Source organism: Chryseobacterium sp. CP-77, assembly GCF_036362765.1.
In the GTDB taxonomy this organism is placed as follows: Bacteria; Bacteroidota; Bacteroidia; order Flavobacteriales; family Weeksellaceae; genus Chryseobacterium; species Chryseobacterium cupriresistens.
In genome coordinates, this window is record NZ_CP143637.1 from 3505920 (window position 1) to 3522163 (window position 16244).

General features: G+C 37.3%; 19 protein-coding genes. 4 read left to right on the top strand and 15 right to left on the bottom strand.

The window, feature by feature from the left end:
• The first annotated feature begins 35 nt into the window (after nucleotides 1–35).
• The gene (locus tag V0410_RS15630; protein ID WP_330744797.1) at nucleotides 36–926 is read left to right on the top strand and encodes a ferric siderophore ABC transporter substrate-binding protein; all 891 of its coding nucleotides are present in this window, start codon (nucleotides 36–38) and stop codon (nucleotides 924–926) included.
• Between the two features lie 15 nt (nucleotides 927–941).
• On the opposite strand, the gene V0410_RS15635 is transcribed toward V0410_RS15630, so the two are convergent.
• The 10 genes from V0410_RS15635 to V0410_RS15680 form a co-directional block, all read right to left on the bottom strand.
• The gene (locus V0410_RS15635; RefSeq protein ID WP_137904524.1) at nucleotides 942–1334 is read right to left on the bottom strand and encodes a hypothetical protein; all 393 of its coding nucleotides are present in this window, start codon (nucleotides 1332–1334) and stop codon (nucleotides 942–944) included.
• Between the two features lie 3 nt (nucleotides 1335–1337).
• On the bottom strand, nucleotides 1338–1934 hold the full coding sequence (locus tag V0410_RS15640) for a hypothetical protein (protein ID WP_330744798.1): 597 nt from the start codon (nucleotides 1932–1934) through the stop codon (nucleotides 1338–1340).
• Entirely contained in the window at nucleotides 1934–3337 is a 1404-nt protein-coding gene (locus tag V0410_RS15645; RefSeq protein ID WP_330744799.1) for a nucleoside recognition domain-containing protein, read from the bottom strand. The genes V0410_RS15640 and V0410_RS15645 overlap by 1 nt, the downstream gene beginning before the upstream one ends.
• Nucleotides 3338–3631: 294 nt before the next feature.
• Nucleotides 3632–4141 (bottom strand): DUF6973 domain-containing protein, encoded by a 510-nt coding sequence (locus V0410_RS15650; protein WP_110009013.1) that lies wholly within the window; start codon nucleotides 4139–4141, stop codon nucleotides 3632–3634.
• A 54-nt stretch (nucleotides 4142–4195) separates the two neighbouring features.
• Complete coding sequence (accD, locus tag V0410_RS15655) at nucleotides 4196–5050, bottom strand: acetyl-CoA carboxylase, carboxyltransferase subunit beta (RefSeq protein ID WP_105700341.1); 855 nt, start codon at nucleotides 5048–5050, stop codon at nucleotides 4196–4198.
• 90 nt (nucleotides 5051–5140) lie between these two features.
• Nucleotides 5141–6211 (bottom strand): class II fructose-bisphosphate aldolase, encoded by a 1071-nt coding sequence (gene fbaA, locus V0410_RS15660; protein WP_137904522.1) that lies wholly within the window; start codon nucleotides 6209–6211, stop codon nucleotides 5141–5143.
• A gap of 70 nt (nucleotides 6212–6281) precedes the next feature.
• A complete protein-coding gene (locus V0410_RS15665) occupies nucleotides 6282–7148 on the bottom strand; it encodes an NAD kinase (protein WP_110009016.1) in 867 nt (288 codons plus the stop codon).
• Between the two features lies 1 nt (nucleotide 7149).
• Nucleotides 7150–7803 carry a CBS domain-containing protein gene (locus V0410_RS15670; protein WP_110009017.1) on the bottom strand — a complete coding sequence of 218 codons (654 nt, stop codon included), beginning with the start codon at nucleotides 7801–7803 and terminating at the stop codon, nucleotides 7150–7152.
• Nucleotides 7804–7990: 187 nt separating this feature from the next.
• Nucleotides 7991–8521 carry an RNA methyltransferase gene (locus tag V0410_RS15675; protein ID WP_110009018.1) on the bottom strand — a complete coding sequence of 177 codons (531 nt, stop codon included), beginning with the start codon at nucleotides 8519–8521 and terminating at the stop codon, nucleotides 7991–7993.
• A 5-nt stretch (nucleotides 8522–8526) separates the two neighbouring features.
• The gene (locus V0410_RS15680) at nucleotides 8527–9138 is read right to left on the bottom strand and encodes a toxin-antitoxin system YwqK family antitoxin (protein ID WP_330744800.1); all 612 of its coding nucleotides are present in this window, start codon (nucleotides 9136–9138) and stop codon (nucleotides 8527–8529) included.
• Nucleotides 9139–9202: 64 nt separating this feature from the next.
• On the opposite strand from V0410_RS15680, the gene V0410_RS15685 reads away from it, so the two are divergent.
• Nucleotides 9203–9802 carry a hypothetical protein gene (locus tag V0410_RS15685; protein WP_227941281.1) on the top strand — a complete coding sequence of 200 codons (600 nt, stop codon included), beginning with the start codon at nucleotides 9203–9205 and terminating at the stop codon, nucleotides 9800–9802.
• 12 nt (nucleotides 9803–9814) lie between these two features.
• Here the strand turns inward: V0410_RS15685 and V0410_RS15690 are convergent, their stop codons facing one another.
• On the bottom strand, nucleotides 9815–10693 hold the full coding sequence (locus V0410_RS15690) for a bestrophin family protein (protein WP_110009020.1): 879 nt from the start codon (nucleotides 10691–10693) through the stop codon (nucleotides 9815–9817).
• A 263-nt stretch (nucleotides 10694–10956) separates the two neighbouring features.
• On the opposite strand from V0410_RS15690, the gene V0410_RS15695 reads away from it, so the two are divergent.
• Complete coding sequence (locus V0410_RS15695; protein WP_330744801.1) at nucleotides 10957–11826, top strand: cupin-like domain-containing protein; 870 nt, start codon at nucleotides 10957–10959, stop codon at nucleotides 11824–11826.
• A gap of 194 nt (nucleotides 11827–12020) precedes the next feature.
• Here V0410_RS15695 and V0410_RS15700 read toward each other — a convergent pair whose 3' ends face one another.
• Complete coding sequence (locus tag V0410_RS15700; protein ID WP_330744802.1) at nucleotides 12021–12551, bottom strand: GNAT family N-acetyltransferase; 531 nt, start codon at nucleotides 12549–12551, stop codon at nucleotides 12021–12023.
• Between the two features lie 126 nt (nucleotides 12552–12677).
• Here V0410_RS15700 and mutS point away from each other — a divergent pair, with 126 nt between their 5' ends.
• Nucleotides 12678–15269 carry a DNA mismatch repair protein MutS gene (gene mutS / locus V0410_RS15705; protein ID WP_330744803.1) on the top strand — a complete coding sequence of 864 codons (2592 nt, stop codon included), beginning with the start codon at nucleotides 12678–12680 and terminating at the stop codon, nucleotides 15267–15269.
• Nucleotides 15270–15489: 220 nt separating this feature from the next.
• Here mutS and V0410_RS15710 read toward each other — a convergent pair whose 3' ends face one another.
• From V0410_RS15710 to V0410_RS15720, 3 genes are all read right to left on the bottom strand, one after another.
• Nucleotides 15490–15657 carry a bacteriocin gene (locus V0410_RS15710; RefSeq protein ID WP_202842062.1) on the bottom strand — a complete coding sequence of 56 codons (168 nt, stop codon included), beginning with the start codon at nucleotides 15655–15657 and terminating at the stop codon, nucleotides 15490–15492.
• A 155-nt stretch (nucleotides 15658–15812) separates the two neighbouring features.
• Complete coding sequence (locus V0410_RS15715) at nucleotides 15813–15971, bottom strand: hypothetical protein (RefSeq protein WP_162800871.1); 159 nt, start codon at nucleotides 15969–15971, stop codon at nucleotides 15813–15815.
• 41 nt (nucleotides 15972–16012) lie between these two features.
• Nucleotides 16013–16174 (bottom strand): hypothetical protein, encoded by a 162-nt coding sequence (locus tag V0410_RS15720; RefSeq protein WP_171006249.1) that lies wholly within the window; start codon nucleotides 16172–16174, stop codon nucleotides 16013–16015.
• Between the last annotated feature and the right edge of the window lie 70 nt (nucleotides 16175–16244).

The following is a 16244-nucleotide window of genomic DNA, read 5'->3' on the forward strand; positions in this document are numbered from 1 at the left end:
CATATCCGGATTTCCGGAAAGAATTACGTTTTAAGATGAAAAGCTATACAGCAAACAGAAACGAAGAAAATAAAGACAGAGTAAAGAGCGCACTGCTTTCTATTCTGATCTGGGCTGCTATTTTGCTTTTTGTTTTTTTATATAAATTAAAACCTGAACTGGATAAAGATCCTGAAGTGGTGACTACCATGCTGGTGAACTTTGGAGATAACAGAAACGGAAAGGGAATTGAAGAACCTGCCGAACAGCCGGGAAGCCTTGCCGCTGCAACTGAAGAAGTAACTCCAGAGCCTGCAGAAACTCCGGTTCCGGAAACAAAAACAGTTATAAAACCTGAGCCAGTACCAACTCCGGAGCCAAAGAAAACAGAGGTTAAAGAGAAGGTTATTACAGGAAACAATTCAAAAACAACCGTTCCTAAAAAAGAGGAATCCAAAAAAGCTGAGAAAAAAGAAGCAACCAGCACGAGTGCTTCAAAAAATACTAAAAAATCAGGAGCCGCTACCGCTAACTCAAAAACAGGAAATGGTGACGGAAAAGGAACCGCAGCCATAGGCAACCTGATTAAAGGAAGAGGAACTAAAGCCGGAAGCCAGGGAACCGGTGATGGTATCGGAAATGCGGGAGATCCTTTAGGCGGTGATGGAAATGGTGACAGTAAAGTAGGAATCGACAGAAAATTGGTTGGTTATATTCCGGGAACAATGGGAAGAGGCGGAGCGCAGCCCTCACACAGTTGTACAGCAAGCGGATCGATTACCATTGCTTACACCGTAGATAAAGCAGGAAATGTAGTGTCTGCAAGAAGAGCCGGCGGGATTTCAGATCCTTGTGTTTCATCCACATCTGTGGCCTGGGTTAAGAAATATGTAAAAGCAGAAAAAGCCAATACATCTTCAACCGGAACTTATAAAATTACCTTCTAACAATACAAAAGCACTTTATTCAAGTGCTTTTTTCAATTCATTTATTCTGTTGATGACCGGAAGGGCAAAAATACCGCTGGTCTGAAGATAAAGCTCGTAGAATGTCTTTGCTTTATCCTGAAAATCTTTGTTTTGATCGTGTCTGCTGTTAAAGTAGAAAAGATTTCCCAGCATTTCATAATAATCTTTGTGATCTCTTTCCTGCCTTTCATTGACGATGGCAATCATTTCTTCCTTAGTTTTAGAAGCAACTTCTGTAAAGTTCATTTTGAAAATGTCTCTCATCAATGTGTCAAAATCCAGTTCTTTCTGCATTAGACTTTCTTCAGGTTTATCCAGAATCAATTTTTCCAATGCCTGGGTTAATTGGCGTATGAGCCTTAATGTGAATTCTTTATCTGTGATCATAACTTAAATTTTAAATTGGAAATTCAGGAAATATTTCGTGAAGTTATTTGATTTTGTTTTATGGATCTGTTGAATAGAGTCATAATAAGTTGAATGCTCAATCGGATTATCAAATATCTTCAGTCCCAAAGAACTGAAAAAATCCTGATAATTTTTCATACTTGCCTTTGAAGGTTTGCTTCCTTTTACCTGATTACATTCAAAGCAAATGACAAGATGATTCACAATTTTATTTTGATTTAAAAATATAATATTATGTCTTGGATAAAAACAATCAGCGATTTTCGTGTCTGAATTTATGTCCTGACTTTTTCTTCCGCTCAAAATATCATTAAGCTCTTTGATCTGAACTGAATTCAGTTTGACACTGATGGTATCTTTAAAACTTTTTGGATTTAACTCTTTATCAAAATCACCATCATAATAATCCATCGGATTGACATTGGCAAAAGCGATTACTTCATCGTATTGGAAATCAATATAGTCGGTAAATTTTTGTGGAACAGTACTATTTCCCGTCTTTTTATTAACCGTACCTTTTTTACAGTTAATAAATAGCAGGAAAACGCTTATCACAGCAAAAAATTTAATAACATTCATTAAGCAAAGAATAAATATGCCAGAGCAATGGATGTAATAATTCCCACCAGATCGGCCAGAAGCATGGCAATTACCGTGTATCTTGTATTCTTAACGGCTACGGCGCCAAAATAAACTGCAATCACGTAGAACGTCGTATCTGAGCTTCCCTGAAGCACTGCGGCTAATTTCCCCTGGAAACTATCAGCTCCGAATGTTGTCATCGTATCTACCATCATTCCTCTGGCTCCTGAACCGGATAAAGGTTTGATCAGTGCAGTTGGAAGTCCATCAACAAATCTCGGGTCCATATTGGCAACGTTGGCTACCCACTTCATTCCGTCAATGATTACATCAAATACACCGGAAGTTCTTAATAACGAAATTGCAATTAACATCCCAACGAGATAAGGAATAATTTTAACACAAGTTGTAAAACCTTCTTTTGCCCCTTCAATAAAAGCATCAAAAACGTTGATCTTTTTATAAACGGCTCCTAATACAATCGCAAGGAAGATAAACAGAATTAAACCATTACTCAATACTTTACTGAAGTCATCCAGTTCATCTTTACTCAATTGCACAAGGTATAGAACCAATAAAGCAATAATAGCCGAAATTCCACCTACATAAGCAATTACTACCGGACGCAGAAGATTGATTTTCTGGTATAAAGAAACAATAATCATCGCAGCCAGTGTAGCGGCAAAAGTGGCAATCATACATGGTAGGAAAATATCTGTAGGGGTTTTAGATCCCATAGAAGCTCGGATAGCAATAATTGACACGGGAATTAAGGTCATACCTCCGGCATGAAGACACAGAAACATGATCTGTGAATTGCTGGCGGTATCTTTATTGGGATTTAAGGTCTGAAGGCTTTCCATGGCTTTTAAACCAAAAGGGGTTGCAGCATTATCCAATCCCAACAGGTTCGCACTGAAGTTCATCAGCATATGTCCGAATGCAGGATGGTTTTTTGGAATTTCCGGAAATAATTTGGAGAAAAAGGGCTGAATCAAACGGCTTAGAAGATTGATGCCGCCTGCTTTTTCAGCAATGCTCATGAATCCCATAAATAAAGTCATGATTCCGATAAGACCAAGACAGATCTTTACGGCTGTTTCTGAAGTTCCAATAACTCCATCGGCTTCCTGAACGCGATAAACATTTACATTTTGCTTTAAAGAATCTGTTGTATAGTGAATTCTGCTGTCTGCAAAATCATTTTTTTTCATCAGGCTGTCTCTGACAACAGGAGAGAGGCTGTTCATAGGCTGGGATGCAATCTTCACTGTATCACCACCTTTTCCTACCACCATATCATTGAAAATGGTTTTGTAGTTACCTGACGAAACATATTTTATACTGGCAATGGCAATGGCAATGATAATGAAAGCCGACCAAATTCTGCTGAGAACCATCTGATTGATTTAATTGTTTAAACTTATCAAAAATACTTTAAACCACAAAAATAACTAAAGTCTTTTGTTATTCTGGTGCCAAAGAGAACTAATGATGGCTTCTAATCTTAAAGTATATTGTTAACGCAATGCACGCAAAGGTTTTTAATGATGAAGGTTGATTTTTCGTAGCAGTCAGCAAAGAGAATTTAAATTAGAGAACATAGCTGAATGAAATGCCCTTGCGGACGAAAATATGCATAAATTTTTTAAATTTTCCTTGCGATCCTCAGCGTTTAAGATAAAATGATTTATTTACTCCTTCAGGTAAACAAGATGTCCTTCAAAATCATCATCCAGATTTTTCAGAACCTTAGCTTCATCCATTTTTTTGATTAATGCATCTACAAAGAAGCTTTTTTCAAAAAACTGGCGGTGAATTCCCGGTAAAATTTCCATGAAATAATCCATTCCGATTTTGTTGTTATGGAGATCCATTTTGGTTTCCAAAGGTTCATTCGGAAAAAGCTCTTCATGCATATCTGTTATTCTTTTGCAGAAATCAAGTGCTTTTTTCGGAGAAGAAATTTTACAGCAGTACATCATAATGAAGCAGCACCACAGCGCATGTCTGAAGGCGTTTCCAATTCCATTGTTGGAGGCTGTATCAGGAAATTTTTTCTGTGCAATGGTAAACGCTTTTACTGTTGCATAAAAACTCAGTAAAGCGAAAAGAGGATGGGGAAGAACAAGTGATAAAAGACGGATAATCTTTTTAAAACTCATGCTTCGGATGGTATTGAAAAATATCTTAAAAGTCCTCATAAATAAAAATCTCTCCCTAATTAGAGAGAGATTGTATTGTTTTTGTTACAAATACTATGCTTTTACAGTTAATAAATTAACTGTTTTGGCAACCGTATCCTGAATTTCAGTTCTTTTTACGATGAAATCTACAAATCCTTTTTCCTGTAAGAATTCTGATGTCTGGAATCCTTCCGGTAGATCTCTACCAATCGTTTCACGGATTACTCTTGGTCCTGCGAAACCAATCAGTGCTCCCGGTTCTGCCATGATGATATCAGCAGTCATTGCGAAAGAAGCAGTGATTCCTCCGAATGTAGGGTCGCAAAGGTAAGCGATGTATAAAAGTCCAGCTTCAGAAAGCTGAGCTAATTTAGCCTGAACTTTTGCCAGCTGCATCAAAGAGTAAGTGGCTTCCTGCATTCTTGCTCCTCCGGACTGACAGATAATCATATACGGAAGTTTGTGTGCAATACAGTAATCTACCGCTCTTCTGATCTTTTCTCCCATTACAGAACCCAAAGATCCACCGATGAAAGCAAAATCCATACATGAAACTACCATTTCAGTTCCTTTTACAGTTCCTACAGCGTTTCTGATAGAGTCTGTAAGCTTTGTTTTAGCTTTTACTTCCTTCAAACGGTCTTTATAAGGCTTTGTATCTTTGAAGTTTAAGATATCAATACTTTCAACATTGGCATCCAGTTCGGTAAATTTACCACCGTCAAAAAGGATGTCAAAAAATTCTGCACTTCCTATTCTTACATGAAATCCGTCTTCAGGAGAAACATAGTTATTTCTCTTTAGTTCATCATGTTCCACTACTTTTCCGGATGGAGTCTGATGCCAAAGGCCTTTGGGAACGTCTTTTTTCTCATCAGTAGAAGTGGTAATGTTTTTTGCTTTTCTTTTAAACCAGTCGAATGCCATTTTTGCTTGTATTAATGTATAAATGTAAAATGTACCAATGTAAATGCATTTCTATGAATACTTTTTTACATTGGTACAAATGTACAGTTCTTATTTTAAAGTATCTACGTTATTTAAATCTTCAAATGCTTTCACCAATCTTGCAGAGAATGTGTCCTCACCTTTTCTTACCCAAACTCTTGGGTCATAGAATTTTTTGTTAGGTTTTTCTTCTCCTTCAGGGTTTCCGATCTGAGCTCTTAAATAATCAATATTGTTTACCATATAATCTCTAATACCTTCTGTGTATGCAAACTGAAGGTCAGTATCAATGTTCATTTTGATAACTCCGTAGTCGATAGCCTCTCTGATCTCCTCTAAAGTAGATCCTGAACCTCCATGGAATACAAAGTTGATAGGCTTGGCAGCTGTTCCGAATTTTTCCTGAACATATTTCTGAGAATTGTCAAGGATTTTCGGCGTAAGAACTACGTTACCTGGTTTGTAAACTCCGTGTACGTTACCGAAAGCAGCGGCGATTGTGAAGTTATCAGAAATAGCTTTTAATTTTTCATAAGTATACGCTACATCTTCAGGCTGAGTATATAATTTTGAGTTATCAACATCTGAGTTGTCAACACCATCTTCTTCACCTCCTGTTACCCCGATTTCTACTTCAAGAGTCATCTGAAGCTTAGCCATTCTTTCGAAATATTTAGCAGAAATTTCAAGGTTTTCTTCTAAAGACTCTTCAGAAAGGTCCAACATGTGAGAAGAGTAAAGAGATTTTCCTGTCTGCTTGAAGAATTCTTCGTTAGCATCCATCAATCCGTCGATCCAAGGAAGTAATTTCTTTGCACAGTGGTCTGTGTGTAGAATTACCGTTGCTCCGTAAGCTTCTGCAAGAGTGTGAATATGTTTTGCTCCAGCAATTGCTCCTAAGATTGCAGACTTTTGTCCGTCATTGCTTAATCCTTTCCCTGCATTGAAAGCAGCTCCTCCATTTGAAAACTGAATAATTACAGGAGCGTTTAATTTCGCTGCAGTTTCCATCGTAGCGTTTACGTTGCTTGATCCAATTACGTTTACTGCAGGTAATGCAAATTTGTTTTCTTTAGCATACTGAAAGATATCAGTAACTAACTGACCTGTGGCAACTCCTGCCGGAAAAATTCTGCTCATGTTTTACTTTTTATTATAAATTTATTAGGTGTTTTAATTTCGTGTAAAGGTAATCATTTTTAAGAAATTACTAGTTTCTTTTATCTCTGCCCCAAAGGAGCTTCTGACGGATGGTTTCATAGAAACTCAAACTGTTGGGCTGCACCAGAAGAAGCTGGAATTTTGCCTTTTTAATGATGATTTCCTTGTCGGTTTCTATATGTATCAGTCGGGAGTCTAAAGAAAGAGAGTATTGTGGTACACGGCTTTCCACCCTGAATTTTATTTCTACTTTATCATTCACAACCAACGGTCTCACATTCAGATTGTGAGGAGCAATAGGAGTAATGACAAAATTTTCATTATTGGGAGAAATGATAGGGCCTCCGCAGCTCAGAGAGTAGGCGGTAGAACCTGTAGGTGTTGAAATGATCACGCCGTCACCCCAGAATACATTCAAAAACTCGTCATTGATATATGAGTCAACGGTGATCATGGATGTTGTTTCTTTTCGGGAAACGGTAACGTCGTTTAATGCGTAAGGAAAAACTCCCTCCAGTTTTGGAGAAACCACTTCGATGACAGAACGGCGGCTTGTTTTTACATTTCCTTTTAAGATGGAATCCAGTTCCTTAAAGGCTTCTTCTTTCGTGAAAAAAGCTAAAAAACCAAGTCTTCCTGTATTCACTCCTACCACCGGAATTTCAAGATCTTCAATAAATGTCAGTGAGTTTACAATGGTTCCGTCTCCACCAAAAGTGAAAAACAGATCCACTTCTTTATCCAGAAGATCCTGTTTGGAATTGAACGTTTCGAATATTTTTGAAAACTGAAGTGCTTCAGCCATTTCATCATACAGAACAGATTTTACATCTCTTGCTTCAAGTTCAGAGATAAACTTACTTAAATATAGAAAAGTATCAAGATCCTTTTTCTGAGAATATATGGCTGCCTTCATGTTATATTTCTATGAATTTTTGTAAAAAACCATAACGGTCTTTAAACAGATCGGTTTTCTCATCAGAATAATATTTTTCAACGATTCTGTAGTCATACCGGTCAAAAGTAGCGTCTATCGAGGCAAGGTTTTCATTGCTGATCTTTATGGTGACCTGAACTACCTCTTCAGACATAAAGCTTATAAACCCTCCGTAAAACTTCGAATTGTTGCTTTCTACAATGTTGGTAATTTCCGTCATAGAATATTTTCTGGCCGGAGTTTCTACGGTAAGAATAGCTCCTGTTTCTGAAAATAAAGGATAACGGGAAAGGTCCTGAAAAACATCTTCGCAGGTAATGTACCCAAGATATTTCTCATTTTTATTAATCACCGGAATCACATTGCTGCTGAAGGTATAAAACAGACGGATACTGTCCATAATATTATTGTCCTCCAGAATGGCAAAACGTTCAATCTGGTGTTCCAGATCCTTCAGTGTTCCGCCATCTTCCTCATACAGGAAATCCATGGCAAGAGCTCCGTAGAAGTGATGGGATTTTTTGATGAAAACATGGGAATATCCAAAGTCTTCCAACATATTTCTGGCCGACTCTATAGAGTCAGACAGGCTAAAACACGGAAAGTCTTTTGAGATATAGTCCTTGATAAACATTGTGCTAATTTATAAAAAATTAAATGAAACTTTTTCTGAAAACACGACTTTTTTTAAGATGAAACAAAAAAAGTGCCGTCAAAATTTGTTTGTAAAAAAAAATAAAGTACCTTTGTCGCCTTTCATTTTTACTTTTTATTAGATTTATTTCAAACTGCACTGTCTACTAAGGACATATGCAGTTTTTTTATTTTAATGCTTTTGCAAATTCCCACATCACAATTCCGGCGCACACACTTACATTAAGAGAATGCTTCGTCCCAAGCTGAGGAATTTCTAAAAATACATCAATATTCGGGAGAACCTCATCGCTGATTCCTTCCACTTCGTTTCCTAAAATTAGGGCATATTTTTTTGATCTGTCAATGGTGAAATCGGTAATAAGCCGGCTTCCTGTAGTCTGCTCAATCCCGATAATTTCGTATCCTTTGCTTTTCAGATCAGCAATCGCGTTATTGGTATCTGCGTCATGAGACCAGTCTACACTTTCCGTGGCTCCCAATGCCGCTTTATGAATCTCCCGATGGGGCGGCTGCGGTGTAATTCCGCAAAGGATTATTTTTTCAATTAAAAACGCATCTGCCGTTCTGAAAGCTGCACCTACGTTGTGCATACTTCTGATATTATCTAAAATGATGACCAACGGAATTTTTTCAACCTTCTTAAATGTTTCTACATCTATTCTGTTAAGTTCTTCCAGTTTTAGTTTCTGTACCAATTGTATTATTTTGTTGAGATTAATTTTCCGTCTTTATAGACCTCTGTTTTTTCTATGCTTCCGTCTTCACGGTAATGAACTCTGTTGCCGTTTCTTTTATCGTTGGCAAGTTCAGTTTCACGCTGTAATTTTCCTGATGGATAAAATACTTTCCACTTTCCGGTAGCCAGTCCGTTGTCATACTGGCCAATATCTTTTATTGATTTCCCATCTTCATGAAAGGTCTTGCTTTCACCCTGTAATTTATTGAATTTATAATTGGAAATTTCAGTTATTTTACCTGCAGGAGAATAAAAAGTAGCGGTAAGGCTGTTATCATAAATATTCTTCTCCCCATTTCTGAAAACTTCCTTGGACGTAAGAACTCCATTTTTGTCAAAATACGACCATTCTTTTACTTTATATCCTTTTTTATATTCTCCTTTCGACTGCACTTTTCCGTTATCATAATAAAAAACAGCATCGCCATCCAGTTTCCCTTTTTTCCATTCCACGGTATTTTTTACCTGGCCATTGTCATAAAATTCTTTACAGGCTCCTTCCTGTAATCCGTCTTTATATCCACAAGGTTTCTGTGCCATGATCAGGACAGAAGTGGAAAAAAACAATAGAAACATGTACTTCATAGCTATTTTTAATTCAAAAATAGTAAAATACTTATATTTGACTCAAAAATATACTATGAAAAAATTATTCACATTATTCATATTAATATGGGGATTTATTTACCTGAGTGCACAAAATACTTATTATCCTCAAGCTTTTTTTGATAAAAAGCTCGCAAGAGACATGCTTGGATTTGGAAACTCTACCATTGAAGGAGTGGCTTCTACCAAACAAAAAAACAACTGGGGAATCAAACCATTACTTGGAGAAAAGCATTATGCTCCCAAAGGTACGGTTGTCATGCTTTTTCCTGTTACTCCTTATTTTGAGGAATTTTATAACATGAGAAAGAAATATGAAAATAAAAAAACCACCGTATATATGTCAGAAGAGGCTTTTAAATACAGAGTGGAAGCTTTAACCGATGACCATGGGAGATTTAAATTTGAAAAACTCAAACCCGGTAAATATTATCTTGAAACTATTGTCAACTTTACGGCAACGGCAAGTTACCAGCAGCAGACAGGAACCTCAGATGCTTATAACGGCTATGGAGCCTATCTGTATTCCACTCCTATATACAGCACATTTTTCTACGGATATTCTGCTGCCAACAGGGAAAGCAAATTTGTAGAGATAAAGCAGGACGGCGAACTTAAAGAAATCAAGCTTTAAAAGCTTGATTTTTTATTTTCTGATCATAATCTGCTGTACATTTTTCTCAATGTTCTGAGCTAAGGTTTCCATAGGAATATCATTTTCATCATTATTGAACGGGTCTTCAATTTCTTCTGCAATAAGCTCCAGACTCATCAAAACATAATACACAAAAACAGTAAGCGGAATCATAAAAAGCCCGATCGTAATAACGTAAGCAATAGGCAGCGCAAAAACATACAGAATAATAAACTTCTTGATGAAAGAAGAATAGGAGTAAGGAATCGGAGTATTTTTGATTCTTTCACAACCTCCGCATACATCCAGAAATCCGGAAAGCTGGGTGTCTAAGTACAGCATTTCAACTTCAGAAACTTTTCCTTCTTTTTTTAATTGATTCAGTTTATGGCTTAATAGAATAACAATTTCACTTGGTCCATGGTTTTTCAACGAGCTTTCAATTTCAGAATAATCTTCATCCAAAGCCAGCCTTGTAGATTCCTTGGAAAGATGTTTGGCTAAAAAGTGCGGGAAATATTTTAAATATCTGGCAATCTGCTCAGCATCCTGGCGGTTATCACCAAGAATAGTATTGATTTTTATCGCAAAGTTTCTCGTGTCATTCACCAGTTTCCCCCAAAGTTTTCGACCTTCCCACCATCTGTCATAGGCAGTATTCGTTCTGAAAACCAGCAAAAGTGAAAGCACAAAACCGAGCAAAGAATGGATCATACCTACATTGCTCACTCCTGATTTTGTGGTAAGGTGCAAATATTCAACTTCCAGATACTGAATTCCCCATGAATACAGCCCTACAAGAACCATACTCGGAAAAAGAATTTTTAAGGTATCACTTTTGTGTAAGCTGAAAAGGATTTTAATGAAATGTTTGGTATTGTAGACTCTCATAAATTCACTTATTACTACAAATATAAATTTTTCATATGAGCTCTGCCAATAAAGTAAGGAAGTGTGAAGCAGGACTAGGGAAGTTATTGAAGCCGAAGAGAGGTCTATGTCATTTGATAAAATCTTTTTATGAAATGATGTATAGGCGTTTACAGACAAATATTAACTTCCGGCATCCATCCTCCAGCTTCCCTCGCTTTTAATCTAAATTTTCTCAGGTTTCAAAAAAACACTATTTTTATTTCGCATTAAATACAAAGTACATGATCCTCGAAAACGTAGATATTGTAGATGATATCAGTAAAGAAGATTTTCAGAAAAATTATTTTAAAAAGCAGAAACCTCTTTTAATTAAGAATTTTGCCAGCCGATGGGAAGCTTTTGACAAATGGAATCTTGCCTATATCAAAGAAAAAGCAGGAGATCAGGAAGTTCCGCTGTATGATAACAAACCGGCTGATGCTGCAAAAAGTTCTGATGCTCCGGTGACCCGGATGAAAATGAAGGACTATATTGATACCATCAAAAGCAAACCTTCAGATCTGCGAATTTTTTTCTATATCATTACAGACAGGCTTCCCGAGTTACTGAAAAATTTCACCTATCCTGATCTTGGAATAAAGTTCTTTAAAAGACTGCCGACTTTATTTTTCGGTGGAAGTGAGGCGCATGTTTTAATGCATTATGATGTGGATTTAGGTGATTTTATGCATATCCATTTTGAAGGAAAGAAAAGAATCCTGCTTTTTGATCAGAAGCAGTCGCCCTTTTTATATAAAGTTCCTTTATCCGTTCATACCATTTATGAGGTTGACTATGAAGATCCTGATTATGAGAAGTTTCCGGCATTGAAATATGCCAAAGGATATGAAATCTTCATGGAGCATGGTGATGCCCTTTTTATTCCCGGGGCATTCTGGCATTTCAACAGATACCTTGAGCCTGGTTTTTCTCTTTCTTTAAGAGCGCTTCCAAATAAGCCAAACGTTTTTGCCAATATGCTGTATCATGTTTTCATTATGCGATATACGGACAAGCTGATGCGAAAACTTTTCAAGGCCAAATGGGTGAATTACAAGCAAAAATGGGCCTACAGGAAAAGTTCCGAAGCTTTGGAAAAGCACCTTTCTTAATGATAAGAATTAGAGGTTAGATAATTTTAACGCATTGAACGCAAGTTTAAAGCTAATCTATTTATAAAGGTTCGCAAAGGCGTTTCACTCAGCGAGTAAAGCACTTCAATTGCTAAATGAAATGCCTTTGCGAACGAAAATAAGAAGAATCAATATCAATTTTCTTTGCTTCTTAGCGTTAGATTTAAATCAATTTATTTATTGATAAGTCCAAAGATTGTTGCGTCTACAAATTTCCCTTTCTCAAAAAAATAATCTTTCAAGGTTCCTTCTTTGCTGAAATTTAAAGAAGATAACAGCCTTTCGGAAGAAATATTGGAAGGATCTATGAATGCATCTACACGGTGGAGCCTCATACTTTCAAATCCATAGGTCAGAATCGGAAGAATCGCTTCTTTCATGTAGGATTGCTGCCAGAATTTGGGATTGAGTTCATAACCAATTTCAGCCCGGAAATGTTCTTTGTACCAGTTGTGATACCCGCAGGTTCCAATAACTTTTCCATTCGATTTCAGTTCCAGAGCCCATCTGAAACCTTTTCCTTTTTCGAATTCACTGTTAAAATGCTGGATAATGCGCCGTGAGTCGTCTTCCGTCTTGAAGGTTTCAAGATCATAATATTCCATAACTTCATCCAGAGAAAAGTATTCAAAAAGGTCCTGGGTATCATTCAAAGTAAGCCGGCGCAAAATAAGCCTTTCAGTCTCTAAGACAGGAAATTCCATAAATAATGTGATTTGATGGGTGAAAAATACGATTAATTACTGATAAAGAAAAGCCGGGAAGATTATCACCTAAACAATTCTCTTACCCTGAATTTATTTTTTTAAATTTGGGGCTCATTTTTTACTATGGCAAAGACGAAGAAGGAAACTCCATTAATGACTCAGTATAATACCATCAAGGGTAAATACCCGGATGCGCTTTTACTTTTCAGAGTAGGAGACTTTTATGAAACTTTTGGGCAGGATGCCGTGAAAACATCCCAGATTCTGGGTATTGTTCTTACCAAAAGAAATAACGGCGAAGGAAGTGTGGAGCTGGCTGGTTTTCCTCATCATTCCATAGATTCTTATCTTCCAAAACTGGTGAGGGCAGGAATGCGTGTGGCAATCTGTGATCAGCTGGAAGATCCTAAAATGGTGAAAGGGATTGTAAAACGTGGTGTTACTGAATTGGTTACGCCTGGTGTTACTTTCAATGACCAGGTTTTAAATTCCAAAAAGAACAACTTCCTTCTTTCATTACACAAGGAAAAAGAGAAGTACGGAATTGCTTTAGTGGATATCTCCACAGGAGAGTTTCTGGTAAGCGAAGGAAACCTGGAAAAGCTTTTACACATTATCAATACTTTTGATCCGAGCGAGATTATTTTCCAGAGAAGCACCCAGATTCCGGAGCAGATCAAAAATAAAAATGCTTTTAAGCTTGAAGACTGGGCCTTCCAATATAATTTTGCCTACGAAAAATTAACAAATCACTTTAAAACCAATTCATTAAAAGGTTTTGGAGTGGAAGGTCTTCCGCTGGCGATTACAGCAGCAGGAGCTATTTTTGCGTATCTCGTAGAAGATACCCATCATAATCTGCTGGCTCATATTACGAAACTGCAGATCATTCCTCAGGAAGATTATCTGATGATGGATAATTTTACCCTGAGAAACCTTGAAATTGTTTATCCAAGCAATCCGCAGGGGAAATCTCTGCTGGATATCATTGATAAAACATCTACTCCGATGGGAGGAAGATTGTTGAGAAGGAGAATTATCCTTCCTTTAAAATCGGTGGATGAGATTATGAGGAGACTTTCCCTGATTGATTTCTTGAACGAAAATGATCCTCTGAAATATGAAATCTGCCAGCTTTTGAAATCAATTTCAGATCTTGACAGATTAATGGGAAAACTGGCCGCAGAGAAAATTTCACCTAAAGAACTTGGGTATTTACGCCAAAGTTTAATTAATATCCATAAAATCAAAGCATTATTGCATCCTCATGCAGATGTGCTGGCGTGGTTAGAGCCTTTATTTGATCTGGAAGAATTGATTAAATTCCTGCAGAATCATCTTAATGAAGAGCTTCCGGTAAGTATTGCCAAAGGAAATATCATCAAAGAAGGGGTTTCTGAAGAGCTGGACCGACTGAGAAACCTTCAGAGCAAAGGACGGGGTTTCTTAGATGAAATGTGCCAGAGAGAGATTGAAAGAACAGGAATCACCAGCCTTAAAATTGATTTTAATAATGTGTTCGGATACTATATTGAAGTTCGAAACACGCATAAAGATAAAGTTCCTGATGATTGGGTAAGAAAACAGACTCTTGTAAATGCAGAAAGATACATTACCGAAGAGCTGAAGGAATATGAAAACCAGATTCTCGGTGCCGAAGAAAAAATAGGCGTTCTGGAAACGTCACTGTACAGAAATGTATGTGGAGAAACAATGGTTTATATTGATCAGATTCAGGGGAATTCCAATATCATTGCCCAGCTTGATGTGGCTGCGGGGTTGTCTGAACTTGCTGTATCTGAGAGTTATACAAAGCCTGTTTTGAATGACGGTTATGCTATCGATTTAAAAGAAGCAAGACACCCGATCATTGAAAATGCACTTCCGTTAGGAGAAAAATATATCCCGAATGATATCTTCCTGGATAAGGATTCTCAGCAGATTATCATGGTAACAGGACCTAACATGGCTGGTAAATCGGCAATTCTGCGTCAGACAGCTATTGTATGTCTTCTGGCACAGATCGGAAGTTTTGTCCCTGCAAAACATGCGGAGATCGGGATGCTGGATAAAATTTTTACAAGGGTAGGAGCTACCGATAATATTTCTGCCGGAGAATCTACTTTCATGGTGGAGATGAACGAGGCGGCCAATATTCTGAACAATATTTCAGAACGAAGCCTGATCTTATTAGATGAAATCGGCCGTGGAACTTCTACTTATGACGGAGTTTCTATTGCATGGGCGATTGCAGAATATCTTCATCAGCATCCAACGCAGGCAAAAACATTATTTGCTACGCACTATCATGAATTGAATGAGATGACCGTCAATTTCGAAAGGGTGAAAAATTTCCACGTTTCTATTCAGGAAAACAAAGGAAATATCATTTTCCTGAGAAAGCTTGTTCCGGGCGGAAGCGAACACAGTTTCGGTATCCACGTTGCAAAACTGGCCGGAATGCCTGCCAAAGTGGTAAACAGGGCCAATGAAATTCTTAAAACACTTGAAGCGAGCAGAACTCAGGGAAGTGGAAGTACTTCAGAAAGCATTAAAAGAGTGACAGAAGAAAATATGCAGCTTTCATTCTTCCAGCTCGATGATCCTGTTCTGGAGAATATTCGTGAAGAACTAACGAAAATAGATATCAATACGTTAACACCGATTGAAGCTTTAATGAAGCTGAATGCGATAAAAAAAATGATTGGAGGGTAATCCAATCATTTTTTTTAAATACTAAAAGTCTGATTAGCAGCAGTAGCCGTCATTGCCCCTCGGGCCGATAATAAGGAAGTGGCTGACTCCTCTTAGTTTGCATAAACCTTCAGCGCAGGCAGCTGCCCCTCCGTTGATTTTCTTGAGCTCAGCTTTGTTGAGTTTCCTCGTTTTCAGGTTTGAATTTTTCATATTCCTTGTTTAAATATTATAAACCTGGTTAACAACAAAATCCATCCTGCATACCGGGAACTCCGTATCGCTCTTCTCCGGTATTCGGATCTGTGCAGCTTATCACTCTTGGGCAAATCGGTCTGTTGGCTCCTCCGCTGATCTCTTTCAGCTCATTTTTGCTAAGTTTTCTTTTCTGATTTTTTGAATTTTTCATAATAATTTTAATTTGGTAAAAGCTAATTTACAAGTTATTTTAATAGCTACAAAATATTGTGATTCAAATTGTTAAGTTTTTGCAAAAGATTTCTCCTTCGAAAAAAAAGATTGAGGAGCGGCCTCAATCTTTAGTATCTAACAAAGCTTTTGCTATTAACAGCAGTATCCGTTTCTTCCTACGGGCCCGATTACATATTCACCGTCCCCTCTGTCGCAAAGTCCTTCCGGGCATACAACAGGTCCGTTACCTCCGTTAATTTCTTTCAGTTCGCTTTTTGTTAATTTTCTTTTTTGAGCGTTTGATTTTTTCATGATGATTTGATTAGGGTTATTGTTTTATTAATTTGTATGCATTAACAGCAGAAACCGTCTTTTCCTACAAGACCCGGTACCGGTTCGACAGAGTCAGGCAGCATGCAGAATCCGCGCAGACACCTTGGAGAAAATGCTCCTCCGTTAATTCTTTTTAATTCACTTTTTGTAAGCTTTTTAGGCTGAATGTTTTGTTTTTTCATGGTAATTTAGTTTTTGATTCAACCCAAATATACAAAACCATTTATATAATTCCATCAATTGTGATAAAAT

Coding starts and splice junctions, on each gene's coding strand:
- V0410_RS15700 (WP_330744802.1), bottom strand. CDS start 12,551: ATGGAATTTCCTGTCTTAGAGACTGAAAGGCTTATTTTGCGCCGGCTT.
- V0410_RS15685 (WP_227941281.1), top strand. CDS start 9,203: ATGAAAAAATTATTCACATTATTCATATTAATATGGGGATTTATTTAC.
- V0410_RS15680 (WP_330744800.1), bottom strand. CDS start 9,138: ATGTTTCTATTGTTTTTTTCCACTTCTGTCCTGATCATGGCACAGAAA.
- V0410_RS15645 (WP_330744799.1), bottom strand. CDS start 3,337: ATGGTTCTCAGCAGAATTTGGTCGGCTTTCATTATCATTGCCATTGCC.
- V0410_RS15695 (WP_330744801.1), top strand. CDS start 10,957: ATGATCCTCGAAAACGTAGATATTGTAGATGATATCAGTAAAGAAGAT.
- V0410_RS15650 (WP_110009013.1), bottom strand. CDS start 4,141: ATGAGGACTTTTAAGATATTTTTCAATACCATCCGAAGCATGAGTTTT.
- V0410_RS15720 (WP_171006249.1), bottom strand. CDS start 16,174: ATGAAAAAACAAAACATTCAGCCTAAAAAGCTTACAAAAAGTGAATTA.
- V0410_RS15710 (WP_202842062.1), bottom strand. CDS start 15,657: ATGAAAAATTCAAAAAATCAGAAAAGAAAACTTAGCAAAAATGAGCTG.
- accD (WP_105700341.1), bottom strand. CDS start 5,050: ATGGCATTCGACTGGTTTAAAAGAAAAGCAAAAAACATTACCACTTCT.
- V0410_RS15670 (WP_110009017.1), bottom strand. CDS start 7,803: ATGTTTATCAAGGACTATATCTCAAAAGACTTTCCGTGTTTTAGCCTG.
- mutS (WP_330744803.1), top strand. CDS start 12,678: ATGGCAAAGACGAAGAAGGAAACTCCATTAATGACTCAGTATAATACC.
- V0410_RS15630 (WP_330744797.1), top strand. CDS start 36: ATGAAAAGCTATACAGCAAACAGAAACGAAGAAAATAAAGACAGAGTA.
- V0410_RS15640 (WP_330744798.1), bottom strand. CDS start 1,934: ATGAATGTTATTAAATTTTTTGCTGTGATAAGCGTTTTCCTGCTATTT.
- fbaA (WP_137904522.1), bottom strand. CDS start 6,211: ATGAGCAGAATTTTTCCGGCAGGAGTTGCCACAGGTCAGTTAGTTACT.
- V0410_RS15715 (WP_162800871.1), bottom strand. CDS start 15,971: ATGAAAAAATCAAACGCTCAAAAAAGAAAATTAACAAAAAGCGAACTG.
- V0410_RS15665 (WP_110009016.1), bottom strand. CDS start 7,148: ATGAAGGCAGCCATATATTCTCAGAAAAAGGATCTTGATACTTTTCTA.
- V0410_RS15690 (WP_110009020.1), bottom strand. CDS start 10,693: ATGAGAGTCTACAATACCAAACATTTCATTAAAATCCTTTTCAGCTTA.
- V0410_RS15635 (WP_137904524.1), bottom strand. CDS start 1,334: ATGATCACAGATAAAGAATTCACATTAAGGCTCATACGCCAATTAACC.